The following is a 23,772-nucleotide window of genomic DNA, read 5'->3' on the forward strand; positions in this document are numbered from 1 at the left end:
CATTTGTAGGTCTCTATTTTGTTTTTTGTACAACATGAAAACGTAGCATTTTCATCGCATATAAGATTATGAGTAGAAACATAATTGCACCTAGGAAGAAAATCCAAAAGTAACTTTGATTAAATAAAAGCAATCCACCTACAAGTGGCCCTGTGCCCATACCGAGATAGCGAATAAAGTTGTACATACCGATAGCAGTTGCGCGTTCTTGTACGAATTCTTCTGTTAATAAGGTAGTGTGAGTTGGCATAGAAAGGCCCATACTAAAACCGTACAAAAATGTAACGATAATGATGAATGGGATATTGATGTTATATGTGAAAGAGAATAAAGTGACACATATAATATTGAAGAAACTAGTAATGAATAAAGCTTGCTTTGTTGTGAGACGCTTTTGCAAAAGCTTGAAGCAATAACTTCCTAACATAATAGAAAGGGACATCGGTACAAACATAAGACCAATTTCACTTGTAGTTAAGTGAAATAAATTTGTTAAAATGTTCGGTAAAAAAACGAGGAAACAAAAGTAAATACAAAATTGAATAAAGCCAATAAGAGTAATAGAAAATCCAGTTTTGTTTTTTAAGATAAACCAGTAATTTTTTTTTGAGTGCGGTTGCTTAATTACAGTTGGTTTTGTTTCTGGAAGTAGTGAAATGTTTATAATTAATAAAAGAATGGCAAGTATAGATAAAAAGAGAAATACGGATACGTGGCCATTTATACTGCCGAGATAACCACCAATGAGAGGGCCAATTGCAGGTGCGAGAGCAAGTAACATTTGATAAAGGCTCATTGCTTCTCCTCGTTCTTTTCCTTCAAATAAATCGCCGATAATCGTTGCTGCAACTATAGGTATAGCTGCTATTCCTATAGCTTGAACAGCTCTAAAAAATAGAAATAAATAAACGTTCGGCGAAAAAGCACATCCGATTGAACCGATTGTACTAATGATTAAACTAGGAATAAGGACAGATTTTCTTCCTTTTGTATCAATTAAAGGCCCATATATGAGCTGCATAATCGCAAGAACAAATGTGAAAAGGGAGACTGTTAAATTTACAAGATAAAGAGAAGTGTGAAAAGAACCTTGAATCATGGGCAAGATAGGTGTGTAAATATTTTGAGCAAAGGAACCGAGTAAGGCACTAATACAGACAACATATAAAATGAAATTTAGTTTAGATTTTTTCATTATGTTAACCTCCTTTTTTAGTTTCCTTGGAAACTAAATTTATTTTAACATGATTTTCTCACTTGTAAATATGAAAAAATGATTTTAAAATGGTATATAGTTAAATTGTTTCTTTGGAAACTTAGGGGGCGAACGGATTGGAACGTACAATGAAACAAATGGAAATACTTTCGGACATTCGTACACTTTTGCATAAAAAAGAAGAACATTTGAAAGGGCAAAATGAGAAGTTTCTTCATGAGACGGGTATAAGTGGTATGTCTTTATCTGAATTACATGTTATCGAGTGTATCGGGAAAAATGGCTTGATGAATGTAACTGCTATTACAACAGAAATGGGAATGACGAAGGGGGCAATCTCTAAAATTTGTACAAAGTTGTTTCAAAAGAAATTCGTTGAGAAGATGCAAATGTTAGATAATCAAAAAGAAATTTTCTTTCGCTTAACGGAAAGTGGAAATGAAATATATAAAGCTCATGAAAAATTGCATAAACAAGCTGAAGAAAAGTGGCTGTTATTGTTAGATAGATATACGAAAGAGGAGCAAGATTTTATTCAAAGGTTTATAAAGGATGTCTCCGAACATTTGGAAATATAATTGGAAGAAAAAACTCCTTTATTTCAAGCCTTTTGAATATAATTTCTAAAAAAACTCATATATAATAGAAACAGATACTTAACATAGTGAATAATTAAAGAGTCAATATATAAAGAGGAGAGAATAACATGCTTGAAAATACGGGATTAGTATTAGAAGGCGGCGGTATGCGTGGTGTATATACAGGCGGGATATTGGAATATTTTATGGAACAAGATTTATATTTTCCATATGTAATCGGTGTATCAGCTGGTGCTTGTCATGCAGCGTCGTATCTTTCCAGACAAAGAAATAGAAATAAAACAGTAAATATTGATTATGCATCACATCCACAATATTTATCGTATAAAAATTTATGGAGAAAACGCCAGTTGTTTGATATGGAGTTCATTTTTCATGAAATTCCAGAAAAGCATGTGCCGTTTGATTTCGAAACATACTTTAATAGTCCAGAGCGTTTCCTTGTAGGCACAACAGATTGTGAAACAGGACAGTCTGTTTATTTTGAAAAAGAGGGAACAAATGATGATGCGCTAAATTTATTACAAGCATCTAGTTCATTACCTTTCATTGCACCTGTAGTAAATTACCGTGGTAAGCAGTTATTAGATGGAGGAATTTCTGATCCGATTCCAGTTCGTAAAGCACAGGAAGATGGATTTAAAAAATCAGTCGTTATTTTAACGAGAAATCATGGTTATGCTAAGAAAAAATCAAAGTTTGGATGGGTGGCAGCGAAAGCTTATAAAAAATATCCCAACCTTGTTAATACGATGTTGAATCGTTATGAAGTATATAATGAAACACTTCACTACATTGAAAAAGAAGAGCAAGCTGGGAACTTATTTGTTATTCGTCCAGAAGTACAACTTCAAGTAGATCGTATGGAAAAAGATACGGCAAAACTACAAAATTTATATGAGCAAGGCTATGAAGATGCAAAGAGACAGTTTGCAGATTTACAGTCGTTTTTACAAAAATAATGATTAGGCTGTGGAGAAGAGTTTCTCCGCAGCCTTTTTATATTGCTACTTATACGTTACTTTTTAAAAATGTATTAATGTTTAAGTGTTTAAAGAGTTTGTAAAACATCGGGTTTCTTATTGAGGAGAATTTATTTGAAGGATATTATGATGATGTAGCGCTACTAAACTATTAGATTTATGAGGTGATTGTTAATGAAAGGAAAAGTTTTTTCAATTACGACTTTAGTAATATTAGCAACATCAATCTCAACAAGTGCATTCTATCCAACTCTAAGCGGTCACAAAAGCGGTAACCTACTATCTTACAGAGCTCAAACTACTACGAATCAAAATGCATCTCGTTGTTCAGTAGCAATTTCTTTTATTAAATCAAATGGAAATAATTCATATATTGAAAGCGCTTCGGACAAATTAGGATCCCATGAATCTGGAAGATCATTAAACGCAACTGTGAGTAATGGTGCATATAACGCCTTTGGTGCAAAAGGGCTATACTCTGAGCATTATGCTAATGAGAATAATGACTATCAAGAAGATACACACAAAGGTACTTTTGATAGTAATGGTAACTTACGATTACAGTGGTAAAAAGCATTAAACAGTTGTCTTTATAAATATTTGGATAAGGAGAAGGGGATATTTATCATCTCCTTCTTATCTAAAAGGAGCAGAGACATGTATTTAGCTTTTAAAAATATAAAAAACAACAAACTGTTTTCAGTCATTCTTCTTATGGCATTTTTTATTTCTTTTCTTTCTATATCAGTAGCCGCGCTTTTAACAGAATCTAAACGAAACTTTATATCTGCTTTTCAAATCGGTTTTCCAGAGAAGAATCAAACTTTAACTGTTCCGATAGCGAATGCAACTGAATTGGAAGAGATAATTCCTTTCATACAAGATACTTTTGTTACAAGTGATATTTACGTAGAGCATTTAAAAGCATTAAATAGTTCAGGGGCAACAAAGATCATAGCTGTGAACCTAAAAGATGATTATTATTGGAAGCCGTATATTTCTGAAGGACAATATTTTCATCGTGAAAATGTAAACGATATGGTTGTTGGCGATCAAACGAATGTAGAAGAGTTATATGAATTTGATGATACATATAAAAAAATAGGAACTATATCGAGAAAAGACAGTGACGTCGGTGTAGCCGGCATATACGTTCCACTTCAAAACTTACCTACTATATCTAAAAAGGGTATTATCGCGAGTAAACAATTACAATTAACAGTTGTTAATCCTACAGCGTCTATTCATAACGAAATAAAAAAGTTTATGGATAGGAGTAAAGAAGTGCTTTCGGGAGATGTTCAAATACTGAATGAACGAGATCTTCAGGAACTACATGTGACACATATAGATCCAGCAAATAAGTATTATTATAAATTCATTCTTGTTGCAATTGTTTCTGGCATTTCTGCGGTTTTATTTTGGATTTATAAAAAAGAAAGAGAGATTTCATTAAAAAAAGCAGTAGGTGCTTCTAATATATCTATTTACTGCGAACTATATATTCAAATTTTGTTTATTTCTCTAGCAGCGATGTTCTTAGTTTTTATTACTTTAGAAATATTTTCGGGAGCAATTCATACCTATTTTCAGACATACTTAGTAAAACCATTAACACTATATGTATTGATATGCAATGTTGTTTTTATAATTTTTCTTACAATTTTTGTTACTGTAATTCCAATCAAGCACATTATAAATATATATCCCGGAAAACATTTAAGAACGTAGGAGGTCTTCATGTTTTTTATATTTGATTCTATACGGCCTGTGAAAAAACGGTTGTTACCAAGTTTGATTATAGTAATTTCTTTAATCATTGCATTTTCTTCAGCTATCGAATTTATTAGTAATCTGTCGGGATATCGAAAAATGATGACAGTAGCAAATAATTTATCGACTCATAAAAATTTCTATGAACTTTATGCGACGCAAGATATAACATTATTTAGCGAAGAAAAAGCGAAAAATGATTATCAACAATTCATTCAAGGATTATCTAATACGATACCAATAACAAATAAAACTAATTATTTGTTCCGTAACTATTCACTTAGTGTAAAAAAAGAAAATGGAACGATAAAGACTCTTATTGTTGATAAAGATATTAATAAATACTTTCATATACGAATTTCACAAGGAAGATATTTTGAGGAATTGGAATTTCATAAATCAGTATTTGATATTAGACCTGTTATATTAGGGGCTAATTATAAAGGAAAGGCATCTATTGGTGATATCATACCATCTGGAAAAATGAAGTTAAAAGTAATTGGCTTTTTAGAAAAAAATTCAGCATTTACATATCCACGGAGCGGTGAAATATTGGATAATCGTATTACGTTATTAGATGACATGGCGATTTTACCAATTGGAACAGAAGAAATAGAGTTCTATAGTGTAGAACTTTTATACAATGGGTTAATTATAGAAACAAATGAGAAGATAAATATAAATGAATTTCAAAAGAAAGTATTAAAGGTAACAGAAGGTAAGGGGTATTCGTATTATGTTACAAATCCGGATAAATTGTTAGAAAATGAAAAGCAAGGCATTGATAATATGTCATATCCCTTATTATTAAGTGGTACAGTCTTATCTTTTTCATTTCTATCTATTTTATTAACATCAATGGCCACGCTTTATATGGAACGTAAAAATATTTCTATTAAATCAGCATTAGGAGCAAGTACTTTTCAACTATGTCTTCCGTTTGTTATTGAGTATATGTTGTTATTCATTTTATCTATATGTATAGGAATTATGTATTTCCAATGGGAGAATAGCGGAGTAATTGAAATTCAGAAAGGGCTAGAAAATAGTGTAGTATCTTTCTTTGGAACGTTAACAGTCTCTATAGAATCATTGATTGTTATAGGTGCTCTATCAATTGTAATGATCCTCGTTATATATGCAATCATTTATTTCAATGTACTAAAAATAAAAAATACATATATGAAAGAGGTGTTATAAATGATTCAGCTGGCAAATGTGGCTAAGGGATACGGAAAGAGTAATTTTAGTGCTTTAAAAGATATTAACCTTACAATAGAAAAAGGCGAAATGATAGCCATTATGGGACCATCTGGCTCAGGGAAATCAACCTTGCTTAACATTATTGGCTTAATTGATAGCCCCTCTACTGGAAAGTATTTTTTAGATGGCATGGATACGAGTACATTAAAGGCAAACTATCATAAGTATAGAAATAAGGAAGTTGGATTTGTGTTTCAGAACTTTTCGCTACTAGATGATTATACAATTATTGAAAATGTAATGCTCCCGCTTATATATAGAAAAATTTCTCATAAGAAACGTATACAAATATCAACAGAAATGCTGGAAATGGTAGGGATTGAGAGGCATATTAACAAATATCCTTACGAGTTATCAGGTGGAGAACAGCAAAGAACAGCGATAGCAAGGGCTTTAGCACAAGACACAAAAATTATACTTGCTGATGAACCGACTGGTGCTCTCGATCAAGAAAACGGAGAAAAAATTATGAGTATTTTAAAAGAAATTAATAACCAAGGAAAAACGGTACTAGTTGTTACACATGATCAAAAGGTAGCTGCATACTGCCAGCGGACAATACGTTTGCTTGATGGATGTGTGGTATAATATGGATAAAAGTATGTGAAGAGGTACAGGTGAATGAAAAATATTAATCAACTTTAACTTCTTTTATCTTTTTCATAGTTTCAGAATAGTGGAGGCTTTCGTATGATTTTCTTATTTGTAGTATATTTTGTGATCATTATGACATTAGTAATTACGTTTCTTCTTTCAAAAAAATCATATAAGAAGCCTGTTATTAAATATATACCAACGTTAATATTGTTTATTTTGGCTTTCATTTCTTCTGTTATGTTTGTATTGAATAATGGAATGGGAGAGCTGATAATAGCGGTATTTTTAGGGATTGCAGCGATAGTGAACGGTCTTTTACTTCTTGCATTGAAAGTAGTTCGTGTGATTGTTGCAAAAGGAAAATAGAGCATCGAAATTCGATGCTCTATTTTTTATGTATAAAAAAATCCCTCTTTATGAGGGATTTTAATGTGGTAAGAAAACTAATTGATAGGCGAACAAGATTCCGAATAAATACACAAGCGGGTGAACAGCACGGAATTGTCCTTTTGCCATTTTCATAAGTGGGTATGAAATAAATCCAAGTGCGATACCCGTTGAGATACTTGATGTAAGTGGCATGCTTAAGATTACTAAGAATGCTGGGAATGCTTCATCAAATGCGTCCCAATCGATGTGGCGAACTGAACCCATCATAAGACTACCAACGATAATTAATGATGGTGCGGTAATAGCTGATACACCAGAAACGGCACTTACTAATGGTCCGAAGAATGCTGCTAGTGCGAATAGAACAGCTACTGTAACAGTTGTTAAACCAGTACGACCACCAGCTGCAACACCAGCAGATGATTCGATGTAAGCTGTTGATGGTGTTGTTCCGAACATAGAACCAATTGTTGCTGAGAATGAGTCAGATAGAAGAGCTCGTCCAGCTTTTGGAAGCTTTCCATCTTTCATAAATCCACCTTGCTGAGCTACGCCAAGTAAGGTACCCGTTGTATCGAATAATGTAACAAGGAAGAATGAAAATACAACGCCGTATAATCCGTAGTTAATTACATCAGATACAGCAGTAATTGGATTTGAAACGATGATTCCTTCTGGTAATCCAGGCATTGATGTAACGCCGTTTGAGAATGTTAATTGTCCTGTGAAGTAAGCAATAATACCAGTTAATAGCATTCCGATAAATAGTGCGCCATTTACATTTAAAGACATAAGAACAATTGTAATTCCAAGTCCAGCTAATGCTAGTAGTACTGGAGCAGAGTGAAGATCACCAAGTCCAACTAAGTTTGCATCATTTTTTGTAACGATACCTGTTAAACGTAAACCGATAAAGGCAATAAAAAGACCGATACCAGCAGTCAGTGCGTGTTTTAAGTTTTCAGGAATTACTTCCATTAATTTTGTACGGAAAGATGTAAATGATAACAAAATTAAAATCATACCTGCTACGAATACAGCAGAGAATGCAATTGCGAAAGTCATGCCTTCATGAGCTTTTACAACAGAGTAAGAGAAGTAAGCATTTAATCCCATACCTGGTGCAATTGCGATTGGTAAGTTTGTAAAGATCGCCATAAATAATGTTCCGACAACAGCAGCAATAATTGTTGCTGTAAATGCTTGTTCAAATGGAACTCCCGCATCCCCAAGGATGACAGGGTTTACGACAATGATATATGCCATTGTTAAGAAGGTAATAATACCTGCCATAATTTCAGTTTTAATAGAAGTTTTATGTTTTGAAAGGTTAAACATATAAACATCCTTTCTGTTTACGAATAATTTTCACAACAGTTATATATAATATTCGTTTTTTAACTATTTTGCAATAGTTTTGCATAAAAAGTTTATAACAATTCATATTTTGTGTCTTAAATTCGAATATTAATCGTAAACCGATGTGTGAATTTCAGTTTTTATTGTGCGCATTATAAGGAAAAGGAGTTGAAAGAAGCTATGCCACAGCAAAAAAACTTTGTAACAATGCCTGCGCAACATCAAAATAAACAACCTGGTATTGAATCATTAATGAATCCACTTCCGCAGTTTGAAGATCCAAATTATAAAGGAAGTGAAAAGTTAAAAGGAAAAAATATATTAATTACAGGAGGAGACAGTGGGATTGGAAGAGCTGTTTCCATCGCTTTTGCAAAAGAGGGGGCAAATATCGCGATTGCGTATTTAGATGAGGAAGAAGATGCCAATGAGACGAAGCAACGTGTAGAACAAGAAGGTGTAAAGTGTGTGCTGTTACCGGGTGATTTAAGTAGTGAACAACATTGTAAAGATATTGTAGAAGAGACCGTTCGGCAGCTAGGCAGTTTACATGTTTTAGTAAATAATGTCGCACAACAATATCCACAGCAAGGATTAGAGTATATTACAGCAGAACAGCTAGAAAAGACGTTTCGCATTAATATTTTTTCTTATTTTCACATTACGAAAGCAGCACTTTCTCATTTAAAGCAAGGGGATGTCATTATAAATACGGCATCTATCGTTGCATATGAAGGAAATGAAACGTTAATTGATTATTCCGCAACGAAAGGAGCAATCGTAGCTTTTACAAGATCACTTTCTCAGTCGTTAGTGCAAAAAGGGATTCGTGTAAATGGTGTTGCGCCTGGACCGATTTGGACACCACTTATCCCATCGAGTTTTGATGAGAAGAAAGTTTCTCAGTTCGGGAGCAATGTTCCGATGCAAAGACCTGGTCAACCATATGAATTAGCGCCAGCATACGTATACTTAGCGTCTGGGGATTCATCCTATGTTACCGGGCAAATGATACATGTAAATGGAGGCGTTATTGTAAATGGATAGTTTTCATTGATAAGAGCAAAGTAAAGTAAATTCCACTTATTATAGTGAGCGCTAGGGGAGGGAGATAGATGAAAAAATTATGTTTCGTCATACTATTATTTTTCATCCTACCGGTTAGTGCTTTTGCTGATACAGATCATTTAATATTAGTGAATCTTACGACAAACCAATTATCTTTTTTTGAAAATGGAAATTATACAAAGTCATTCCCCGTAACAACTGGAAGAGACCGTACACCCACGCCTGAAGGTAATTTTTGTATTATAACTAAATTTAAAAATAAAGAATACCATCGGAAAAAAATAGCTGGAGGTGCACCGAATAATCCTCTTGGTACGAGATGGCTTGGACTAGATAAGAATGAATATGCAATTCATGGAACAAATCGGGAATGGACGATTGGAAGCCGAGAATCGAATGGCTGTATTCGCATGCATGACAGGGATATACAGTGGTTATATGACCGAGTCCAATTACAAACAAAAGTAATCATTTCTCGTTTTCATACGAGTCCTGAATATGAAGCAAATAAGCTTGGTTACCGTGTTGTAAGCTGGAATGGTCGTAAAGTAGAAGAAGAGCAAATTGGCGTGCTTACGTTAGTAGACCGCGCCGATATATATTGGCAAGAACCAAATGGGCAGTTAACGAAAGTGAAAACGGTATTGCCAAACGAAAGATATACAGTGTATTCAAAACGAAAAGATGGAATATATTATATAGGAAACAATTTGTATATTATGGATGAAACAGGAGAAAAAATTCGTTATGAGCAAATTCCTCCTTCGACTTTAAGTAATATATATAAACGGAAATATAATATTCCGTAATGGCTACCGTATTATAGGACGGTAGCTTATTTCTACTTTGAGTTTAACTGCAACTATTGTATTTTGCTGAATATAATACAGTACAGATAGGGGGCGGTTACATTATGAAAAGTGAATTTGCTTTTAAAGTTTTCTTAGTAACGACCTGTTTATTTATCGTGTATTTGTATGCTTTTCTCGTCTTTTCTTTTTATGTTCCATATTTTGATTTAATATTGTTCTTCGGATTTATTTGGGCATTTGTAAAAGCAAGAGAAGGAGAGAAGAGTATATATCGGCGCATTACCTTATGTGGGACAGTTGTTCTCGTTATTTTGTACTTTTTTATAATGCATGATTTTTGGAGAGGAATGTAAAAAAAGCATACGGTTAATCGTATGCTTTTTATGTTTAATATTTCGGTTTAAATGTATGACAACAAGTTTCTACACTCGTTGTTACAGAACTTTCTAGCGTCTCGTTTGTTAAAACCGCGCCTGTATACGAATCATTTGCATTTGATCCAGATTCTTGTGCATCTGGTTGAACAACGATTGCACTTGCTTGACAAAAGTTACCTTGTCCCCAAAATGAACAATTGGAAACAGAGCATTTTACTTCTGGCATAAAACCCCCTCCTTATACATTAGTTTGGGATTTTACGCCCATTTCATGTGTAGAAGGAGTTTCCTTTTCTCGTTATTTTTTCGTTTGCTCAAGCCATTCTTGTAATTTGTCTTTCGGTTGTTCACCACTAATACGGCTTACTTCTTTGCCATCTTTAAAGTGAATGATTGTTGGAGTTCCTTTAATTTTATAGTCATCCCAAGGAGCATCTATTTTTTCAATATCCATAACTTTCATATCAACGTTCAAGTCTTTAGCCATTGGTACTACGACAGGAGATAGTTTTTGACAATGAACGCAAGATGTTTGATAAAAGTATACTGTTTCTTCTTTTTTCTCTTTTAAATTCTTTTGAAGATCTGAAAGAGAGATTTTATTTGTATAGTAGTCAGGGCCATTTGTTTTACTATCAGTAGCATTATCAATTTTTTGGCTAGTAGCATTTTTTTCTTCCATTTGTGTGACAGCGAAAATGGCTGCAAACAGGGCGATAATAATACCACCAAATATAAGCATTTTTTTCATTGTTTCATCTCCTTATTTGTTTTTTATTACAATAAAACTACATACAGCGATTGTAATAAAGCCGATAAGTGCTAAAAACGGGATTGTAATAAAACCAAACCAGTTTATAAATTCTCCGGTGCAGGGTACACGGCCGCAAGCTGCTCCAGCTGCTGAAAATGCTGGGACTTTTTGAATTGCATAGTGATATAAAGAAATACAAGCACCAATACTTGCAATTGGTAAAGAGTAACTTGCAATGCGATAATCTTTCTTTGCTACAGCGATACCAAGCCATAAAACGAATGGATACATAAAAATACGTTGATACCAACAAAGTACACAAGGTTCAAATTTCATGATTTCGGAAAAATAAAGACTGCCTAGTGTAGCGATAAAAGAAGCTCCCCATGCGGTAAGTAAAGCATATTCTTGCTTTTTTTCTCGTCCCATATTTTATACCTCTCTTATAATAGTTACATACTAAATTATAGTATGAAGTGGTACAGAAAAGAAAGAAAAAATATGTTTATCAATAAAAGTTTTATAAGAGGAAACTTTTATTGATATCAATATTTAAAAAAGCGCCATTCTCCTGAAGAGAATAGCGCTATATTTTACATTTGAATTTGTTCTACTTCTTCTATATGTGACTTCTGGGATGCATGGTCAATATATTGAAATAGGAGCTGCAATTGTTTATCAACTTCTGGTAGTTCTTTACTGTATTGATAAGCGTGTAAAAAATGTTCAATACGCTTAGAAAATAGTTGATCGTTCGTTTGAACCATAAGAACGAGTAATTTATCCCAATTACAGCTATACGTGTAATAGAGAGCTTTGTCATAGTCGTTATATGTTTGCACTGTGTACCCTCCTTACTGAGGAGTTATATATAGTGTGTGACAAGTAAGGAGAAATACACTTGAAAGAATTTGTTAAGAAAAAAAGTGAATGAAAAGAAAAAACGAGGTGTATCCTCGTTTTTAAGCTTTTGGCATTGGCGTAGGTGTTGGTTTTCCATATCCTTCTTTATACTTATTGTCAATATAGTTGCGAATTTCCAGCGTTGATTTTCCTTTTTGTTTCATGGAAGCAGATTCAACAGCGATTTCTAGGCAATTGACACAAGTCGTTGCGTGGGAATCCCAAACAACTTCACCACTCTTTTTAATTTCACGAATAAAGCAATTTTTATTATTTTTATGTCCTACACTTTCACCGCAACCGCAGTAACATGGAATCCAATCTAATAGCTCTGCATTTTGCCCAGCGACAGTGTAGATATCTTTCATTTGTGGATCAAGCTTGTCTAAGAAGGTAGGAAGTGTGTCGACTCCTTTTGTTTTTTCTTGAATGTCAGCTTGCTGAGTATGCGATGCGTGGTCATGCTCTTCTTTTGATTCAGATGATTTTTTTTCGTTTGTACTAGTAGCTCCGCAACCAGCAAGAATTAAACTCAGTACTGCAAGTAAAGAAAATACATATTTCTTCATACGCTTGTCCCCTTTACAAATATATTAATCAAATTGTATCAGAGATTATGGTGTATCGGTTGAAGATTTTTTCGACTGATTTTTGAAGCGCCATCGTAGTGAATGAAATAGAAATAGAATTGGGATATAGGCGTATACAATATATAAACCAGCTTGAGATAGCACCGTATTTAATGTATTAATACTTTCACGGTTTGTGAAAAATAAGGATGAAATAAATATGGCTGCGATAAATAATGGTAGTGTGATTTTAAACGGTATGTGAAACGATTTTTTACTAATGCAACATGAGGACCAAATGGTTAAACAAAGATTAGGTAAAATGATAAGATACCATAGGAAAATAATGATGTACTCAAACCTTTGGATGAAAGGAACCTTTATGATTTTTAGCATCGTTAATGTTGGCCAAATTGTATGATGTAGTTGCCCTTGGCTATAGTACATAAGGGAAACGATGGCTAGTATTACGTATAGAATCGTTGTAAAAGCAATACCACCATGTGCCCATTTATTTATCGATTTTTCTTTTTTTATAAATGGATAAAAAATAAGGATTGCTTCAAACCCGAGAAACTCTAATGCAGATGCTTTCGCTGCAGTTAAAATGTCTAAAGGTGAATGAGTTAGAATTGGAAAAATGTTACGGACATGTGCATATTTCATTGGGAAAACTAAGAAAAATAGGACGAAAATCGGTATGATAACGCCCCAAAAACATATTCCTGTTACAGAGCGAAAGCCACCTCTAATTACGTAATAAGCCACAAGTAAAAATAATAACGTTAATTTCCATGGCTTAATTGTAGGAAAGACCCACACTTGAATAACTTCAATATATGTACGAAGAACAGTAAGACAAAATAATAGAAGGTATGCAGCAAAGCATACGGAAAAAAATGTTCCAATCCATTTTCCGAAACATGTCGTATGAATATTCATCAAATCATTATCTTTTTCTAACATTTTAAGCATGCAAAATAAAACGATATGAGTTGCAATGCCCGCAACAATAAGGGAAATCCAAGAATCATACCCAGCATATTGCGCAATAATCCTTTGGTATCCTAGCACACCTACCCCAATTTGAAGGGAGTGTAATAGAAGGAATGTGAAATAAGGGGAAACAGTATGTGTTTTATCTTGTCCAGTCATGATAGCACCTCACTATTCTCCGATACCAGATTGTACGATATTAATTTTTACCTTAACAGCAACGGCTACGTTTGGATACATATCTTGAATTTGTTTCATGCTCCATTTTCTTGAGTGACTACGAATTTCTTCACGTATACCGATTGGATCAATTTCTTTTTCTTGGAATTGTTTTATTAATTCATTTAAATCCTTCTCAAGCGTTTTTTCTACATGTTTTTTTACGTAAGTTACATTTTTACTCTTTGATAAATCAAGCCAGTCAGGGGCATTTTTTATAAGTCCATTTAATTTCAGCCGAATGTGAACTTTCGGAATGTCACCGGTGTCGGAAAGGGAACAAACACTATTTCCAGATAAGTTTTGGGTTGCAATTAATCCTTTATGTTTACCTTGACGTATCGGAACTTCGTAACGCCCATTTTTCGTTGGATTAATGAGCAATTTAAATAAAAAAGATCCTGCTTTATCTGTATACATAGCTACTTTATCCTTTTTTAAAAAAGCTAGTCCTTTAATGGAAGCAGATTTGTCTTCTGATACTTGAATGTAAGGAAGAAATGGATCGCATCCAGATGAATAGAAGTTATATAAAAAAATATTTAAAGCTGTCCGCGGGATTGTCTCGTTTTTTATATTTTGCTCCAATAAATCAGATAAATAAAGCGATCCATTTATTCTGACATGTTTCAGTAATTCTTCTGCTGAACCATCTACAAGTGCTAGCTGCACATCACGGCCAATGTTAGGATCACGTTGTAAGTTGTTAATAACATCTCCAAGTCCATGTTCACCAAATGCTTTTCCAAATAGGACAACACGCATTTGACCTACAGCGATCGTATGTGGAGATTTGGCGTTTAGAAGGGAAGAGATTGTTTCAATTGTACCTGCATGAGTTGATTGAGTTTCTGGTTTCGATTGTACTCCTTTTGTGTAATCGGGATATAAAATTGTCCCGCGAAATTTTTTATCTTTCACTATATCGAATCCACCTACGTGAATCATTCGCTGTGTATCAACTATATTTGTTTCTGTACAACCAGATTGAAAAATTAAAATGATAATGGAAAAGCATAATAAAATATTCTTCATTTCTCTTCACCGTCGCGTTTTTCTTTCGCTTTGTTTGGGTCATAGCGCCATTTCTTTTTTGGTCTTAGAAAAGAAGCGCGTTCTGCAGTTTGACTAAACGGCAAACGAAGTAGTCCTTCTGCTGTCCCTAAACCGCGAAATGGATATAGAGGTAATAAATAAGGTGATCCAAGTGATTTTAAGCGAATTAAATGAGCTAATATGAGTACGAATCCTACAATAAGACCTAAGCCCCCAAATGCACCAGCTAAAAGAATAAGTGGAAATCGTAGTATCCGGATAGTAGAAGACATTTTTACAGTTGGTGTTGTAAAAGAAGCGAGTGCTGATAAAGCAACTGCAATTAATAAAATGTTACTCGTTAAAGCAGCTTGAACAGATGCTTGGCCAATTACAATCCCGCCAACGATGCCGATTGTTTGTCCAACTTTTGTAGGTAATCGTGCTCCAGCTTCACGGAGCAATTCGATTGTGATTTCTAAAAAAAGTGCTTCTAAAATGGGCGGAAAGGGTACATTAGCTCTTGAAAAAATAATCGGACCTAGTAAATCCACAGGAATCATTTGATAGTGATACGTTAATACAGCTGTATAAATAGCTGATGAAAATAGCGAGAATGCTGCTCCGAAAAAGCGAACCATTCGAAGAAATGAGCCTGCTATCCATGGTAAATAATAATCTTCTGGCGAGACGAAGAAATCAAGTAACGTCGCTGGTCCAGCTAACGCGTAAGGTGAACCGTCTGTTAAAATAACAACGCCTCCATTCAGTAATGCGTACACAGAGCGGTCTAACCGCTCTGTAGGTAGTAAAACAGGGAAGGGTGAGTTACTATTATCGCTAATAAACTGTTCAATCATAGTTGCATCAAAAGGAACATCAAAGTCAACATCTTGTAAGCGCTGCATTGCAGTATTAATGTGTTGTTCATTTGTAATGCCTTCGATGTAAGCAACTATCACCTTTGTTTTTGATATAGAGCCAACTATAACTTCTTTGAAAACCAATTGCTCTGTTACTATATTTCGGCGAAGTAAGTGTGTATTTGTATCAATATTTTCAACAAATCCGACTTTTGGACCGATTACACTATATTCATTTTCCGTATCGTTATATAATCGTGTACCTAAAACTGAACTTTCAGCACGAATAAGTGCATATTCTGCTGCTTGAGAATCGTTTTTTATCTGTATGAGTACATACCCAACTAATAATTTTTCACGAATATCATCAATAGAAGGATTGGTGATGATCCCTTCGAGTGTAACGATATTTGCTATGTCACTTATATTTTCAATGCGATCTAATTCTCTTTTTATAGGTGTTAAAATGAATCGATTAATGAGGAGTGATTCAGCTGTAGATTTATAATAAAACAAACATAGTGTCCCATTTTCTACGATGTTATAGGAAACGAAATCACTAGATTCTTTCATAGTGAGGATAAACTCTGGAATGGAACAGATTATTTTTTTCTTCTTTTTAGACGATAAACGAAACATTTTCTCACCCCTTACTACATCATTTGTTTATGTTAGTTTTTGGGAAAGACGGGAATTTATACTTCAAAGTTGAAAGTTCATAAAGAAAAGGAAGAGCAGTGAATACCTCTTCCTTTTTTGCGTGTTAATTTGTTTTCTTCTCTTTAATAGACTTCACTAATTTAATCATCTCTGCTCGTATATCTTCTCTTTTAACATTTAATTTTTCTGCAATTTGTTTAATGTCCATTCCGTCTTTTTTCATTTTTAGTACATCATCGAGAGGGGTATTACTCTTTTGAGAGATGATTGTTAATACCGTGAGCTGACGTAATCCGATATTATAATCTTTCATTTTTTGTTTTAGGCTGTCTGGTGTCGATTTTTGTATATTTGCTAATTCTTGCAGCAGTGCTTTTTTCGTCTCTTTATTCATATGATGCTTTTTCAACTTACTTGGATCTACACCGAAATGCTTTGCTGTTTTCTCCCAAGATTTATTTTGTTTATAGTAAGCTAAAACGTCTTTTATTTCTTTTTTACTCATTTTTGCAATGTGAGAAGCTTTCCAAATTTCATGTTTGTTATAGCCGAGTTTTTCGAGTGACTGTATTTCTTCTTCTGAAATTGGTTTATGATGATGGAATGCTACTTCTTTTGGTGTGGCAGCGAAAGTAGGGAAGACGGTTGCCCCGAATAATAATGTTGCCATGGTCATACTTACTGCGATTTTTTTGTACATATAAATTCCTCCTAGATGGATAATGTGGAAAACTGTACACATATCATTTCCATAAAATGTGAAATACTTGTGAACAAATCAAGTTTTTTTATTCACAGTATGAAATGACGTTTTTGGAAGTTTTCCAACATAAAACATTGATTAATAGTGAAAAACTAGGGTATAATCGAAATTGAAAATCAATATCAATAACAAGCGTATACATATAGATAAAAATAAAAATAAGGGAGAGAAAAATATGACTACATATACTTCCATCGCAAATGTGATTAAAGAAAGACGTTCTGTTCGTACATTTACAGATAAAGCAGTAGAAAAAGAATTATTAATTGAACTATTAAACGATGCAACTTGGGCACCAAACCATCAACACCGTGAGCCATGGAATTGTAAATTATACATTGGAGAAGGCCGTCAGAAATTAGTAGACGCAGTATTAAACTCTTTCACAGAAGAAGAAAGAGCGAAACGCGGTAAAATTTTATCAGATCGTTTCTTAAGCACACCTGCACAAATCGTCGTATATATAAATGAAGACCCACGCCAAATTCAACGTGACGAAGATTACGCTGCAACATGTGCATTTATGCAAAACTTCCAACTTCTTGCTTGGGAACGTGGATTAGGTACTGTTTGGAAATCAGGCGGATTAAACTACAATCCATTATTTATAGAAGGACTTGGTTTAACAAGAGGTCAACGCATTGTTGGAATTCTTCACCTTGGCTATTTTGATAAAGCGCCAGAAGGAAAAGCTCGTACGCCGATTACGGAGAAGATGGAGATTATTGAAGGTTAATAGATGAGACATTCTCGTTTTTATGAGGATGTCTTTTTATTATGCAATCAATCCTCATGAAAGCTTGTTCCTCATCATACACTTTCTTAAGGGAAAGTGTAAGGAGGGAAAATAATGAGAGCAAGTGACGATAAAGCACTGCAATATGCGATTGCGGAAATTACGGAAATTGCGACTGGATTTGGGCTTGATTTTTATCCGATGCGTTATGAAATATGTCCAGCAGAAATTATTTATACATTTGGTGCATATGGGATGCCGACGCGGTTTTCACATTGGAGTTTTGGAAAACAGTTTTTCAGAATGAAATTACAATACGATTTAGGTCTTAGTAAAATATACGAACTCGTTATTAACTCTGATCCATGTTACGCCTTTTTATTAGATACGAACTCGTTAATTCAAAATAAATTAATTGTAGCGCACGTTTTAGCACACTGTGATTTCTTTAAAAATAATATTCGCTTCTCTAATACGAAACGAGATATGGTGGAGAGCATGGCGGCAACGGCTGATCGAGTGAAAGCATATGAGCATAAGTACGGAAAGGCAGAAGTCGAAACATTTTTGGATGCCGTACTTGCCATTCAAGAACATATTGATCCGTCGCTTATGCGCCCGAAACTTGCGTGGAGTATTGATGACTTGGAAGAGGAAGAAGTAGAAAAGAAAAAGGCATCACAATACGATGACCTATGGAATCTAGATGATCGCAATAAAAAGAGGGAACGTTCTAATGTACGTAAAAAGAAGAAAATTCCGCCGCAACCAGAGAAAGATTTACTCCTTTTTATTGAAGAATATAGCCGTGAGCTAGAAGATTGGCAGCGAGACATATTAACGATGATGCGTGAGGAAATGCTATATTTCTGGCCGCAGCTTGAAACGAAAATTATGAATGAAGGCTGGGCATCATACTGGCATCAACGCATACTTCGTGAAATGGACTTAACATCTGATGAAGCAATTGAATTTGCGAAATTAAATGCAGGTGTCGTTCAGCCATCAAAAACAAGCATTAACCCATACTACCTCGGTATTAAAATGTTTGAAGATATTGAAGAACGCTACAACAATCCGACAGAAGAAATGAAACGACGCGGTGTAAAACCAGGTTCTGGTCGCGACAAAATCTTTGAAGTACGCGAAATTGAATGGGATGTATCATTCTTAAGAAACTACTTAAACAAAGATCTCGTAATGAGAGAAGATATGTACTTATTCCAGCGCCAAGGAAAAGAATATAAAGTAATAGATAAAGAGTGGGAACATGTACGTGATCAGCTCGTAAATATGCGTACAAATGGCGGCTTCCCATACTTAGTAGTAGAAGATGGAGACTACTTAAAGAACGGCGAATTGTACATTAAACATAGTTACGAAGGAATTGAGCTCGATTTAAAATACTTAGAAAAAGTATTGCCATACCTTCATCAATTATGGGGAAGAACAGTGCATATGGAGTCCATTGTGGAGAGTAAGGGCGTTGTGTTTTCTTATGATGGGAAGATGGTGCATCGGAAGTATGTGTGATGAAAAGAACGGACATAGAATGCTATGTCCGTTCTTTTTTATTTGGCACAAGGCCAAATATGCTATTCTTGAAAAAAGGGAGTTACATAGAGAAATGGAGCGATTCAAATGAGCAGAATAGGGGTATGCAAGGTAGATATTACGCCGCCTGTAGGTATTGATTTTGTTGGATACCATAGAGAGACAGGAATAAATAATATTGAAGAGCGTATTTATGGGACAGTTTTTGTATTTGAAAAAGATGAAATGAAAACTGTGTTTATAAGCATTGATAATATTGGGATGTTAGTAGAAGATACGAATATGATTCGTGAGCGCGTAGCTAGCAGGCTTCATGTGCCATTTGAGCGAATAACAGTTGTTTATACACATACACACTCTGGTCCGGAAACTGTTGGTGAGCAACCTTTAGTAAAGTCGTATAAAACGATTTTACTAAATAATATAGTGCACGGTGCGGTTACTGCAAATAATAACTTGGAGCTATGTGAAGTTGGCTGGGGTGTTACGACAGGTGATATTGGGATAAACCGAAGAGAGAGAACATCTGATGGAAGAGCAAAGATGGGAACAAATATAGAAGGTGTTGTAGATAAACAAATTGGTATGTTAGCAATAAGAAATGCTGAAACGAAGGAGCTATCTGGGATTATAGTATTTTGTACTGCGCATCCAAATGTTTTAAAAGGTGATAGCGATGTATTATCAGCGGATTATCCTGGAATGACGAGGGAGATTCTTGAGAAGATCGTAAACTGTCCTGTTATTATTGTGCAAGGAGCTGCTGGTAATGTAAATGCGAAGTATCGCGGTTCAAGGGAAGCAGTAAAGCAAATGGCTTACACACTTAGTGGACATGTATTAACGATGTTGCCAACAGTTACATATAGCCCAATTGTAAATTTAAGAACAGTTTCGAGTACGATGCAAATGAAGTTGAAAGATATTCCTGAAATGAATGAGATAAGAAGCATGGCTCAATTGGCGGAGAAGCAGTGGGGTGTGAATACGGATGAATGGCTTACTATCGTTTTAGAGAAATATAAGCAAGGAATTCGGCAGTTACATATTGATTTAGAAGTTCAACTGTTTCAAGTTAATGATGGTATATTCTCTGGTATACCGATGGAACCTTTTTCAGAGACTGCGTTAGAAATGAAAGAACGTCTTCAAAATGAAATAGTCTTTCTTGGTGGATATACGAATGGATATATTGGTTATTTACCGACAAGGGAAGAGTTTGCATATGGTGGATATGAAGTAGAATTAAATCCTGTTGTATATGGGCCTGTTACGAATTTATTGATGCCACCGGAGGAAAATACAGCAGATTTAATCGTACAAAAAGTGATAGAACTATACGAAAAAGAACTTGGAGATATCTAAGTTCTTTTTTGTTTCAAATTTGTGAAAGAAAGACATATATATTGAAATTCGTTTTTTTATACTCTATCATATACCCGTACAGGTATATGATATTTGTGGTGCATGAGAAAATTAAATAATAAACAAGATGGAGGTTTGAAATATGTCTAGAAAAATTGTAGTAGTAGGTGGAGTTGCGGGCGGGGCATCAGTCGCTGCAAGGCTTCGTCGTTTAAGTGAAGAAGATGAAATTATTATGGTGGAGCGTGGTGAATATATTTCATTTGCAAATTGTGGATTACCACACTACATTGGCGGTGTTATTACAGAAAGACAAAAGTTATTAGTACAAACTGTTGAAAGGATGTCAAAGCGTTTTAATTTAGATATACGTGTATTGAGTGAAGTGGTAAAGGTTAATAAAGAAGAGAAAACAATTACGATAAAGAATGTAACTACAAATGAAACATATAACGAGGAATATGATATTTTAATTCTTTCGCCAGGGGCAAAACCAATTGTTCCATCTATTCCAGGTATTGAAGAAGCGAAGGTGATGTTTACGTTACGAAATGTACCTGATACAGATCGTATTAAAGCGTATATTGATGAGAAGAAACCACGTCATGCGACGGTTATTGGTGGCGGATTTATTGGAGTTGAAATGGTTGAAAACTTAAGAGAACGAGGAATTAATGTTACTCTTGTAGAGATGGAAAATCAAGTAATGCCACCAATCGATTATGAAATGGCAGCATATGTACATGAGCATTTGAAAAAGCACAATGTTGAGCTTGTTTTTGAAGATGGTGTAGATGCATTAGAAGAGAACGGGACTGTTGTACGTTTAAAAAGTGGCTCAATCATAAAGACAGATATGATTATTTTAGCAATTGGTGTGCAACCAGAGAGCAGTTTAGCGAAGGATGCAGGGTTAGCACTAGGAGTTAGAGGAACGATAAAGGTAAATGAGAGTTTTCAAACATCAGACCCACATATATATGCAATTGGTGATGCGATTGAAGTAAAGGATTTTGTTACAGAAACAGAAACGATGATTCCTTTAGCGTGGCCAGCTAATCGTCAAGGTCGCATGTTAGCAGATATTATTCATGGTCATACAGATTCTTTATATAAAGGTACGATGGGAACTTCTATAGCTAAAGTTTTTGATTTAACAGTTGCTGCGACGGGCGTAAATGAGAAAATATTAAAACGATTAGATATACCCCATGAGGTAGTACATGTACAGGCGAATTCGCATGCTGGATACTATCCGAATGCTACGCCAGTGCTAATAAAATTAATTTTCAATAAAGAAAGCGGAAAAATGTATGGGGCTCAGGCTTTAGGACGTGATGGTGTAGATAAGCGTATTGATGTTATCGCAACGGCAATGAAGGCAAATTTAACTGTAATTGATTTGCCAGATTTAGAATTATCATATGCCCCGCCGTATTCTTCTGCAAAAGACCCAGTAAATATGGTGGGGTATGCAGCAAGTAATATAGTAGATGGTTTTGTGGAAACAGTACAATGGCATGAAATAGATCGTATTGTTGAAAATGGTGGATATCTTATTGATGTTCGAGAGCCTAATGAACTCAAACAAGGAATGATGAAAGGCTCTATTCATATTCCATTAGATGAATTACGTGATCGTTTGGATGAAGTGCCGGTAGATAAAGAAATATATATTACTTGCCAGCTTGGTATGAGAGGGTATGTTGCAGCGCGCATGTTAATGGAAAAAGGATATAAGGTAAAGAATGTAGATGGTGGCTTTAAATTGTATGGGACAGTATTACCAGAACGTGTTGTATATTAATATTTTTTCATCTTCCACTTCAAAATTTGGTGGAAGATGAAAGCCTATATAGTAAGGTTTCACTTCTTGTTTTATGCACATATAAGATAAACATTAAAAATAGGGGTTTACAAAATACCCTGTAGGGTATAATATATTGTCATAAGCTATAAATAGTGACATAATGGTAATGAGGTGATTATAGAATGGAATATAATCAAGATATGAAAAATAGATTGAAACGTATTGAAGGTCAAGTTCGTGGTGTACTTCGTATGATGGAAGAAGGAAAAGATTGCCGAGAGGTTATTACACAGTTAACGGCATCTCGTTCTGCACTAGATCGTACAATTGGACTTGTTGTTGGGACAAATTTAGAGCAATGTTTACGTGAACAGTTTGAAAGTGGTAACGGTTCAAATGAAGAGTTAATTAAAGAAGCTGTTCAATTACTTGTAAAAAGCCGATAATCTGTCAAACATAAGTGTTGACAGATTTTCAAAAACATTTTAATATACCCCTACAGGTATATGTATATACATTATGGAGGAATCGACTATGAGTATAAAAGTGGATATGAGTTTAGATTGTAAAGGTTTAGCATGTCCGATGCCAATTGTGAAGACGAAGAAGGCGATGGAAGGGTTGATGTCAGGGCAAGTGATTGAAGTTCAGGCAACAGATAAAGGGTCTACTGTAGATATACAAAGTTGGGCGAGTAAAGTAGGTCATCAATATATCGGGACGAAACACGAAGGTGATCTATTGATGCATTACGTTAGAAAAGCACATGAGCATGAAGTGAATGAAGTAGTGAAATATCCTCATATAATTACAAATGCGGAATTGGAAGAGATATTATTAAGTGGTGAAGAATGTATTGTAGTAGATGTTCGTGAAGCAGCAGAATTCGCCTTTGGTCATATTCCATCGGCTATTTCAGTTCCATTAGGCGAACTAGGCAGTGCAGCGTTAGATCAGACGAAGCAAATTTATGTTGTTTGTCGAACTGGTAACCGTAGTGATGTAGCTTGCCACATGTTGAAAGAGAAAGGTTATGCAAATGTGAAAAATGTCATTCCAGGCATGTTAGAGTGGCAAGGGAATGTGGCAAAATAAAATTTTTTAAATA

At 34.7% G+C, this 23,772-nt stretch carries 27 protein-coding genes; 16 read left to right on the forward strand and 11 right to left on the reverse strand.

The genetic code is table 11. The features are described 5' to 3' along the window. Positions 1 to 13: 13 nt before the first annotated feature. Positions 14 to 1,195: an MFS transporter gene (locus ACHZK0_RS03925; protein WP_395761168.1), complete on the reverse strand. Its 1,182-nt coding sequence runs from the start codon at positions 1,193 to 1,195 to the stop codon at positions 14 to 16. Positions 1,196 to 1,344: 149 nt separating this feature from the next. Here ACHZK0_RS03925 and ACHZK0_RS03930 point away from each other — a divergent pair, with 149 nt between their 5' ends. The 7 genes from ACHZK0_RS03930 (at position 1,345) to ACHZK0_RS03960 (ending at position 6,797) form a co-directional block, all read left to right on the forward strand. Further along, complete coding sequence (locus tag ACHZK0_RS03930) at positions 1,345 to 1,794, forward strand: MarR family transcriptional regulator (protein ID WP_395761691.1); 450 nt, start codon at positions 1,345 to 1,347, stop codon at positions 1,792 to 1,794. 128 nt (positions 1,795 to 1,922) lie between these two features. Then, positions 1,923 to 2,777 carry a patatin-like phospholipase family protein gene (locus ACHZK0_RS03935; RefSeq protein ID WP_063263456.1) on the forward strand — a complete coding sequence of 285 codons (855 nt, stop codon included), beginning with the start codon at positions 1,923 to 1,925 and terminating at the stop codon, positions 2,775 to 2,777. A 195-nt stretch (positions 2,778 to 2,972) separates the two neighbouring features. After that, positions 2,973 to 3,368: a hypothetical protein gene (locus ACHZK0_RS03940; protein WP_141434947.1), complete on the forward strand. Its 396-nt coding sequence runs from the start codon at positions 2,973 to 2,975 to the stop codon at positions 3,366 to 3,368. 87 nt (positions 3,369 to 3,455) lie between these two features. After that, positions 3,456 to 4,529, forward strand: a complete 1,074-nt coding sequence (locus tag ACHZK0_RS03945) for an ABC transporter permease (RefSeq protein ID WP_395761169.1) — start codon at positions 3,456 to 3,458, stop codon at positions 4,527 to 4,529. 9 nt (positions 4,530 to 4,538) lie between these two features. Then, on the forward strand, positions 4,539 to 5,771 hold the full coding sequence (locus tag ACHZK0_RS03950; protein WP_395761170.1) for an ABC transporter permease: 1,233 nt from the start codon (positions 4,539 to 4,541) through the stop codon (positions 5,769 to 5,771). Continuing rightward, positions 5,772 to 6,422 carry an ABC transporter ATP-binding protein gene (locus ACHZK0_RS03955; protein WP_270340819.1) on the forward strand — a complete coding sequence of 217 codons (651 nt, stop codon included), beginning with the start codon at positions 5,772 to 5,774 and terminating at the stop codon, positions 6,420 to 6,422. A 102-nt stretch (positions 6,423 to 6,524) separates the two neighbouring features. Then, positions 6,525 to 6,797 carry a sugar ABC transporter ATPase gene (locus ACHZK0_RS03960; RefSeq protein ID WP_395761171.1) on the forward strand — a complete coding sequence of 91 codons (273 nt, stop codon included), beginning with the start codon at positions 6,525 to 6,527 and terminating at the stop codon, positions 6,795 to 6,797. Positions 6,798 to 6,857: 60 nt separating this feature from the next. Here the strand turns inward: ACHZK0_RS03960 and ACHZK0_RS03965 are convergent, their stop codons facing one another. After that, a complete protein-coding gene (locus ACHZK0_RS03965; protein ID WP_061679163.1) occupies positions 6,858 to 8,159 on the reverse strand; it encodes an NCS2 family permease in 1,302 nt (433 codons plus the stop codon). 201 nt (positions 8,160 to 8,360) lie between these two features. Here ACHZK0_RS03965 and ACHZK0_RS03970 point away from each other — a divergent pair, with 201 nt between their 5' ends. The 3 genes from ACHZK0_RS03970 (at position 8,361) to ACHZK0_RS03980 (ending at position 10,413) form a co-directional block, all read left to right on the forward strand. Then, positions 8,361 to 9,227: an SDR family oxidoreductase gene (locus ACHZK0_RS03970; RefSeq protein WP_270340817.1), complete on the forward strand. Its 867-nt coding sequence runs from the start codon at positions 8,361 to 8,363 to the stop codon at positions 9,225 to 9,227. Positions 9,228 to 9,295: 68 nt separating this feature from the next. Continuing rightward, on the forward strand, positions 9,296 to 10,057 hold the full coding sequence (locus ACHZK0_RS03975; protein WP_262740906.1) for a L,D-transpeptidase: 762 nt from the start codon (positions 9,296 to 9,298) through the stop codon (positions 10,055 to 10,057). A 104-nt stretch (positions 10,058 to 10,161) separates the two neighbouring features. Further along, on the forward strand, positions 10,162 to 10,413 hold the full coding sequence (locus ACHZK0_RS03980) for a hypothetical protein (protein WP_088062008.1): 252 nt from the start codon (positions 10,162 to 10,164) through the stop codon (positions 10,411 to 10,413). A 34-nt stretch (positions 10,414 to 10,447) separates the two neighbouring features. Here ACHZK0_RS03980 and ACHZK0_RS03985 read toward each other — a convergent pair whose 3' ends face one another. From ACHZK0_RS03985 to ACHZK0_RS04025, 9 genes are all read right to left on the reverse strand, one after another. Continuing rightward, on the reverse strand, positions 10,448 to 10,663 hold the full coding sequence (locus ACHZK0_RS03985; RefSeq protein WP_098273367.1) for a DUF1540 domain-containing protein: 216 nt from the start codon (positions 10,661 to 10,663) through the stop codon (positions 10,448 to 10,450). 72 nt (positions 10,664 to 10,735) lie between these two features. Continuing rightward, positions 10,736 to 11,188, reverse strand: a complete 453-nt coding sequence (locus ACHZK0_RS03990; RefSeq protein ID WP_097818492.1) for a thioredoxin family protein — start codon at positions 11,186 to 11,188, stop codon at positions 10,736 to 10,738. A 12-nt stretch (positions 11,189 to 11,200) separates the two neighbouring features. Further along, positions 11,201 to 11,620, reverse strand: a complete 420-nt coding sequence (locus tag ACHZK0_RS03995; protein WP_000532264.1) for a disulfide oxidoreductase — start codon at positions 11,618 to 11,620, stop codon at positions 11,201 to 11,203. Positions 11,621 to 11,784: 164 nt separating this feature from the next. Further along, on the reverse strand, positions 11,785 to 12,033 hold the full coding sequence (locus ACHZK0_RS04000) for a YhdB family protein (protein ID WP_048562501.1): 249 nt from the start codon (positions 12,031 to 12,033) through the stop codon (positions 11,785 to 11,787). A 120-nt stretch (positions 12,034 to 12,153) separates the two neighbouring features. Next, a complete protein-coding gene (locus ACHZK0_RS04005; RefSeq protein ID WP_078417724.1) occupies positions 12,154 to 12,663 on the reverse strand; it encodes a PCYCGC domain-containing protein in 510 nt (169 codons plus the stop codon). Between the two features lie 45 nt (positions 12,664 to 12,708). Continuing rightward, positions 12,709 to 13,818 carry a GerAB/ArcD/ProY family transporter gene (locus ACHZK0_RS04010; RefSeq protein ID WP_375810965.1) on the reverse strand — a complete coding sequence of 370 codons (1,110 nt, stop codon included), beginning with the start codon at positions 13,816 to 13,818 and terminating at the stop codon, positions 12,709 to 12,711. A gap of 12 nt (positions 13,819 to 13,830) precedes the next feature. Continuing rightward, the gene (locus tag ACHZK0_RS04015) at positions 13,831 to 14,913 is read right to left on the reverse strand and encodes a Ger(x)C family spore germination protein (RefSeq protein WP_395761172.1); all 1,083 of its coding nucleotides are present in this window, start codon (positions 14,911 to 14,913) and stop codon (positions 13,831 to 13,833) included. Beyond that, positions 14,910 to 16,415 (reverse strand): spore germination protein, encoded by a 1,506-nt coding sequence (locus tag ACHZK0_RS04020; protein ID WP_270340811.1) that lies wholly within the window; start codon positions 16,413 to 16,415, stop codon positions 14,910 to 14,912. The genes ACHZK0_RS04015 and ACHZK0_RS04020 overlap by 4 nt, the downstream gene beginning before the upstream one ends. Positions 16,416 to 16,539: 124 nt before the next feature. Then, a complete protein-coding gene (locus tag ACHZK0_RS04025; RefSeq protein ID WP_395761173.1) occupies positions 16,540 to 17,136 on the reverse strand; it encodes a hypothetical protein in 597 nt (198 codons plus the stop codon). A 238-nt stretch (positions 17,137 to 17,374) separates the two neighbouring features. Between ACHZK0_RS04025 and ACHZK0_RS04030 the strand changes: the two genes are divergently transcribed. The 6 genes from ACHZK0_RS04030 (at position 17,375) to ACHZK0_RS04055 (ending at position 23,759) form a co-directional block, all read left to right on the forward strand. Beyond that, positions 17,375 to 17,935, forward strand: a complete 561-nt coding sequence (locus tag ACHZK0_RS04030; RefSeq protein ID WP_270340806.1) for a nitroreductase — start codon at positions 17,375 to 17,377, stop codon at positions 17,933 to 17,935. 114 nt (positions 17,936 to 18,049) lie between these two features. Then, the gene (gene spoVR, locus ACHZK0_RS04035) at positions 18,050 to 19,468 is read left to right on the forward strand and encodes a stage V sporulation protein SpoVR (protein WP_144612996.1); all 1,419 of its coding nucleotides are present in this window, start codon (positions 18,050 to 18,052) and stop codon (positions 19,466 to 19,468) included. Positions 19,469 to 19,576: 108 nt separating this feature from the next. Next, complete coding sequence (locus ACHZK0_RS04040) at positions 19,577 to 20,854, forward strand: neutral/alkaline non-lysosomal ceramidase N-terminal domain-containing protein (RefSeq protein WP_395761174.1); 1,278 nt, start codon at positions 19,577 to 19,579, stop codon at positions 20,852 to 20,854. Between the two features lie 142 nt (positions 20,855 to 20,996). Next, positions 20,997 to 22,661: a CoA-disulfide reductase gene (gene cdr, locus ACHZK0_RS04045; RefSeq protein ID WP_395761175.1), complete on the forward strand. Its 1,665-nt coding sequence runs from the start codon at positions 20,997 to 20,999 to the stop codon at positions 22,659 to 22,661. 185 nt (positions 22,662 to 22,846) lie between these two features. Further along, on the forward strand, positions 22,847 to 23,110 hold the full coding sequence (locus ACHZK0_RS04050; protein ID WP_000456206.1) for a metal-sensitive transcriptional regulator: 264 nt from the start codon (positions 22,847 to 22,849) through the stop codon (positions 23,108 to 23,110). An 88-nt stretch (positions 23,111 to 23,198) separates the two neighbouring features. Next, entirely contained in the window at positions 23,199 to 23,759 is a 561-nt protein-coding gene (locus ACHZK0_RS04055; protein ID WP_270606423.1) for a sulfurtransferase TusA family protein, read from the forward strand. The last annotated feature ends 13 nt before the right edge of the window (positions 23,760 to 23,772 follow it).

The sequence above is a fragment of the Bacillus sp. 3G2 genome, assembly GCF_044324725.1.
Taxonomy (GTDB): domain Bacteria; phylum Bacillota; class Bacilli; order Bacillales; family Bacillaceae_G; genus Bacillus_A; species Bacillus_A mobilis.

Excerpts from the sequence above, each read along its gene's own strand:
- ACHZK0_RS04005 (WP_078417724.1), bottom strand. The coding sequence starts at position 12,663 with ATGAAGAAATATGTATTTTCTTTACTTGCAGTACTGAGTTTAATTCTT.
- ACHZK0_RS04030 (WP_270340806.1), top strand. The coding sequence starts at position 17,375 with ATGACTACATATACTTCCATCGCAAATGTGATTAAAGAAAGACGTTCT.
- ACHZK0_RS03985 (WP_098273367.1), bottom strand. The coding sequence starts at position 10,663 with ATGCCAGAAGTAAAATGCTCTGTTTCCAATTGTTCATTTTGGGGACAA.
- ACHZK0_RS04015 (WP_395761172.1), bottom strand. The coding sequence starts at position 14,913 with ATGAAGAATATTTTATTATGCTTTTCCATTATCATTTTAATTTTTCAA.
- ACHZK0_RS04050 (WP_000456206.1), top strand. The coding sequence starts at position 22,847 with ATGGAATATAATCAAGATATGAAAAATAGATTGAAACGTATTGAAGGT.
- ACHZK0_RS03975 (WP_262740906.1), top strand. The coding sequence starts at position 9,296 with ATGAAAAAATTATGTTTCGTCATACTATTATTTTTCATCCTACCGGTT.
- ACHZK0_RS03965 (WP_061679163.1), bottom strand. The coding sequence starts at position 8,159 with ATGTTTAACCTTTCAAAACATAAAACTTCTATTAAAACTGAAATTATG.
- ACHZK0_RS03960 (WP_395761171.1), top strand. The coding sequence starts at position 6,525 with ATGATTTTCTTATTTGTAGTATATTTTGTGATCATTATGACATTAGTA.
- ACHZK0_RS04055 (WP_270606423.1), top strand. The coding sequence starts at position 23,199 with ATGAGTATAAAAGTGGATATGAGTTTAGATTGTAAAGGTTTAGCATGT.
- ACHZK0_RS04025 (WP_395761173.1), bottom strand. The coding sequence starts at position 17,136 with ATGTACAAAAAAATCGCAGTAAGTATGACCATGGCAACATTATTATTC.
- ACHZK0_RS03995 (WP_000532264.1), bottom strand. The coding sequence starts at position 11,620 with ATGGGACGAGAAAAAAAGCAAGAATATGCTTTACTTACCGCATGGGGA.
- cdr (WP_395761175.1), top strand. The coding sequence starts at position 20,997 with ATGTCTAGAAAAATTGTAGTAGTAGGTGGAGTTGCGGGCGGGGCATCA.
- ACHZK0_RS03925 (WP_395761168.1), bottom strand. The coding sequence starts at position 1,195 with ATGAAAAAATCTAAACTAAATTTCATTTTATATGTTGTCTGTATTAGT.
- ACHZK0_RS03945 (WP_395761169.1), top strand. The coding sequence starts at position 3,456 with ATGTATTTAGCTTTTAAAAATATAAAAAACAACAAACTGTTTTCAGTC.
- ACHZK0_RS03970 (WP_270340817.1), top strand. The coding sequence starts at position 8,361 with ATGCCACAGCAAAAAAACTTTGTAACAATGCCTGCGCAACATCAAAAT.
- ACHZK0_RS03950 (WP_395761170.1), top strand. The coding sequence starts at position 4,539 with ATGTTTTTTATATTTGATTCTATACGGCCTGTGAAAAAACGGTTGTTA.
- ACHZK0_RS03940 (WP_141434947.1), top strand. The coding sequence starts at position 2,973 with ATGAAAGGAAAAGTTTTTTCAATTACGACTTTAGTAATATTAGCAACA.
- ACHZK0_RS04040 (WP_395761174.1), top strand. The coding sequence starts at position 19,577 with ATGAGCAGAATAGGGGTATGCAAGGTAGATATTACGCCGCCTGTAGGT.
- ACHZK0_RS03980 (WP_088062008.1), top strand. The coding sequence starts at position 10,162 with ATGAAAAGTGAATTTGCTTTTAAAGTTTTCTTAGTAACGACCTGTTTA.
- ACHZK0_RS03955 (WP_270340819.1), top strand. The coding sequence starts at position 5,772 with ATGATTCAGCTGGCAAATGTGGCTAAGGGATACGGAAAGAGTAATTTT.
- ACHZK0_RS03930 (WP_395761691.1), top strand. The coding sequence starts at position 1,345 with ATGAAACAAATGGAAATACTTTCGGACATTCGTACACTTTTGCATAAA.
- ACHZK0_RS04010 (WP_375810965.1), bottom strand. The coding sequence starts at position 13,818 with ATGACTGGACAAGATAAAACACATACTGTTTCCCCTTATTTCACATTC.
- ACHZK0_RS04020 (WP_270340811.1), bottom strand. The coding sequence starts at position 16,415 with ATGTTTCGTTTATCGTCTAAAAAGAAGAAAAAAATAATCTGTTCCATT.
- ACHZK0_RS03990 (WP_097818492.1), bottom strand. The coding sequence starts at position 11,188 with ATGAAAAAAATGCTTATATTTGGTGGTATTATTATCGCCCTGTTTGCA.
- ACHZK0_RS03935 (WP_063263456.1), top strand. The coding sequence starts at position 1,923 with ATGCTTGAAAATACGGGATTAGTATTAGAAGGCGGCGGTATGCGTGGT.
- spoVR (WP_144612996.1), top strand. The coding sequence starts at position 18,050 with ATGAGAGCAAGTGACGATAAAGCACTGCAATATGCGATTGCGGAAATT.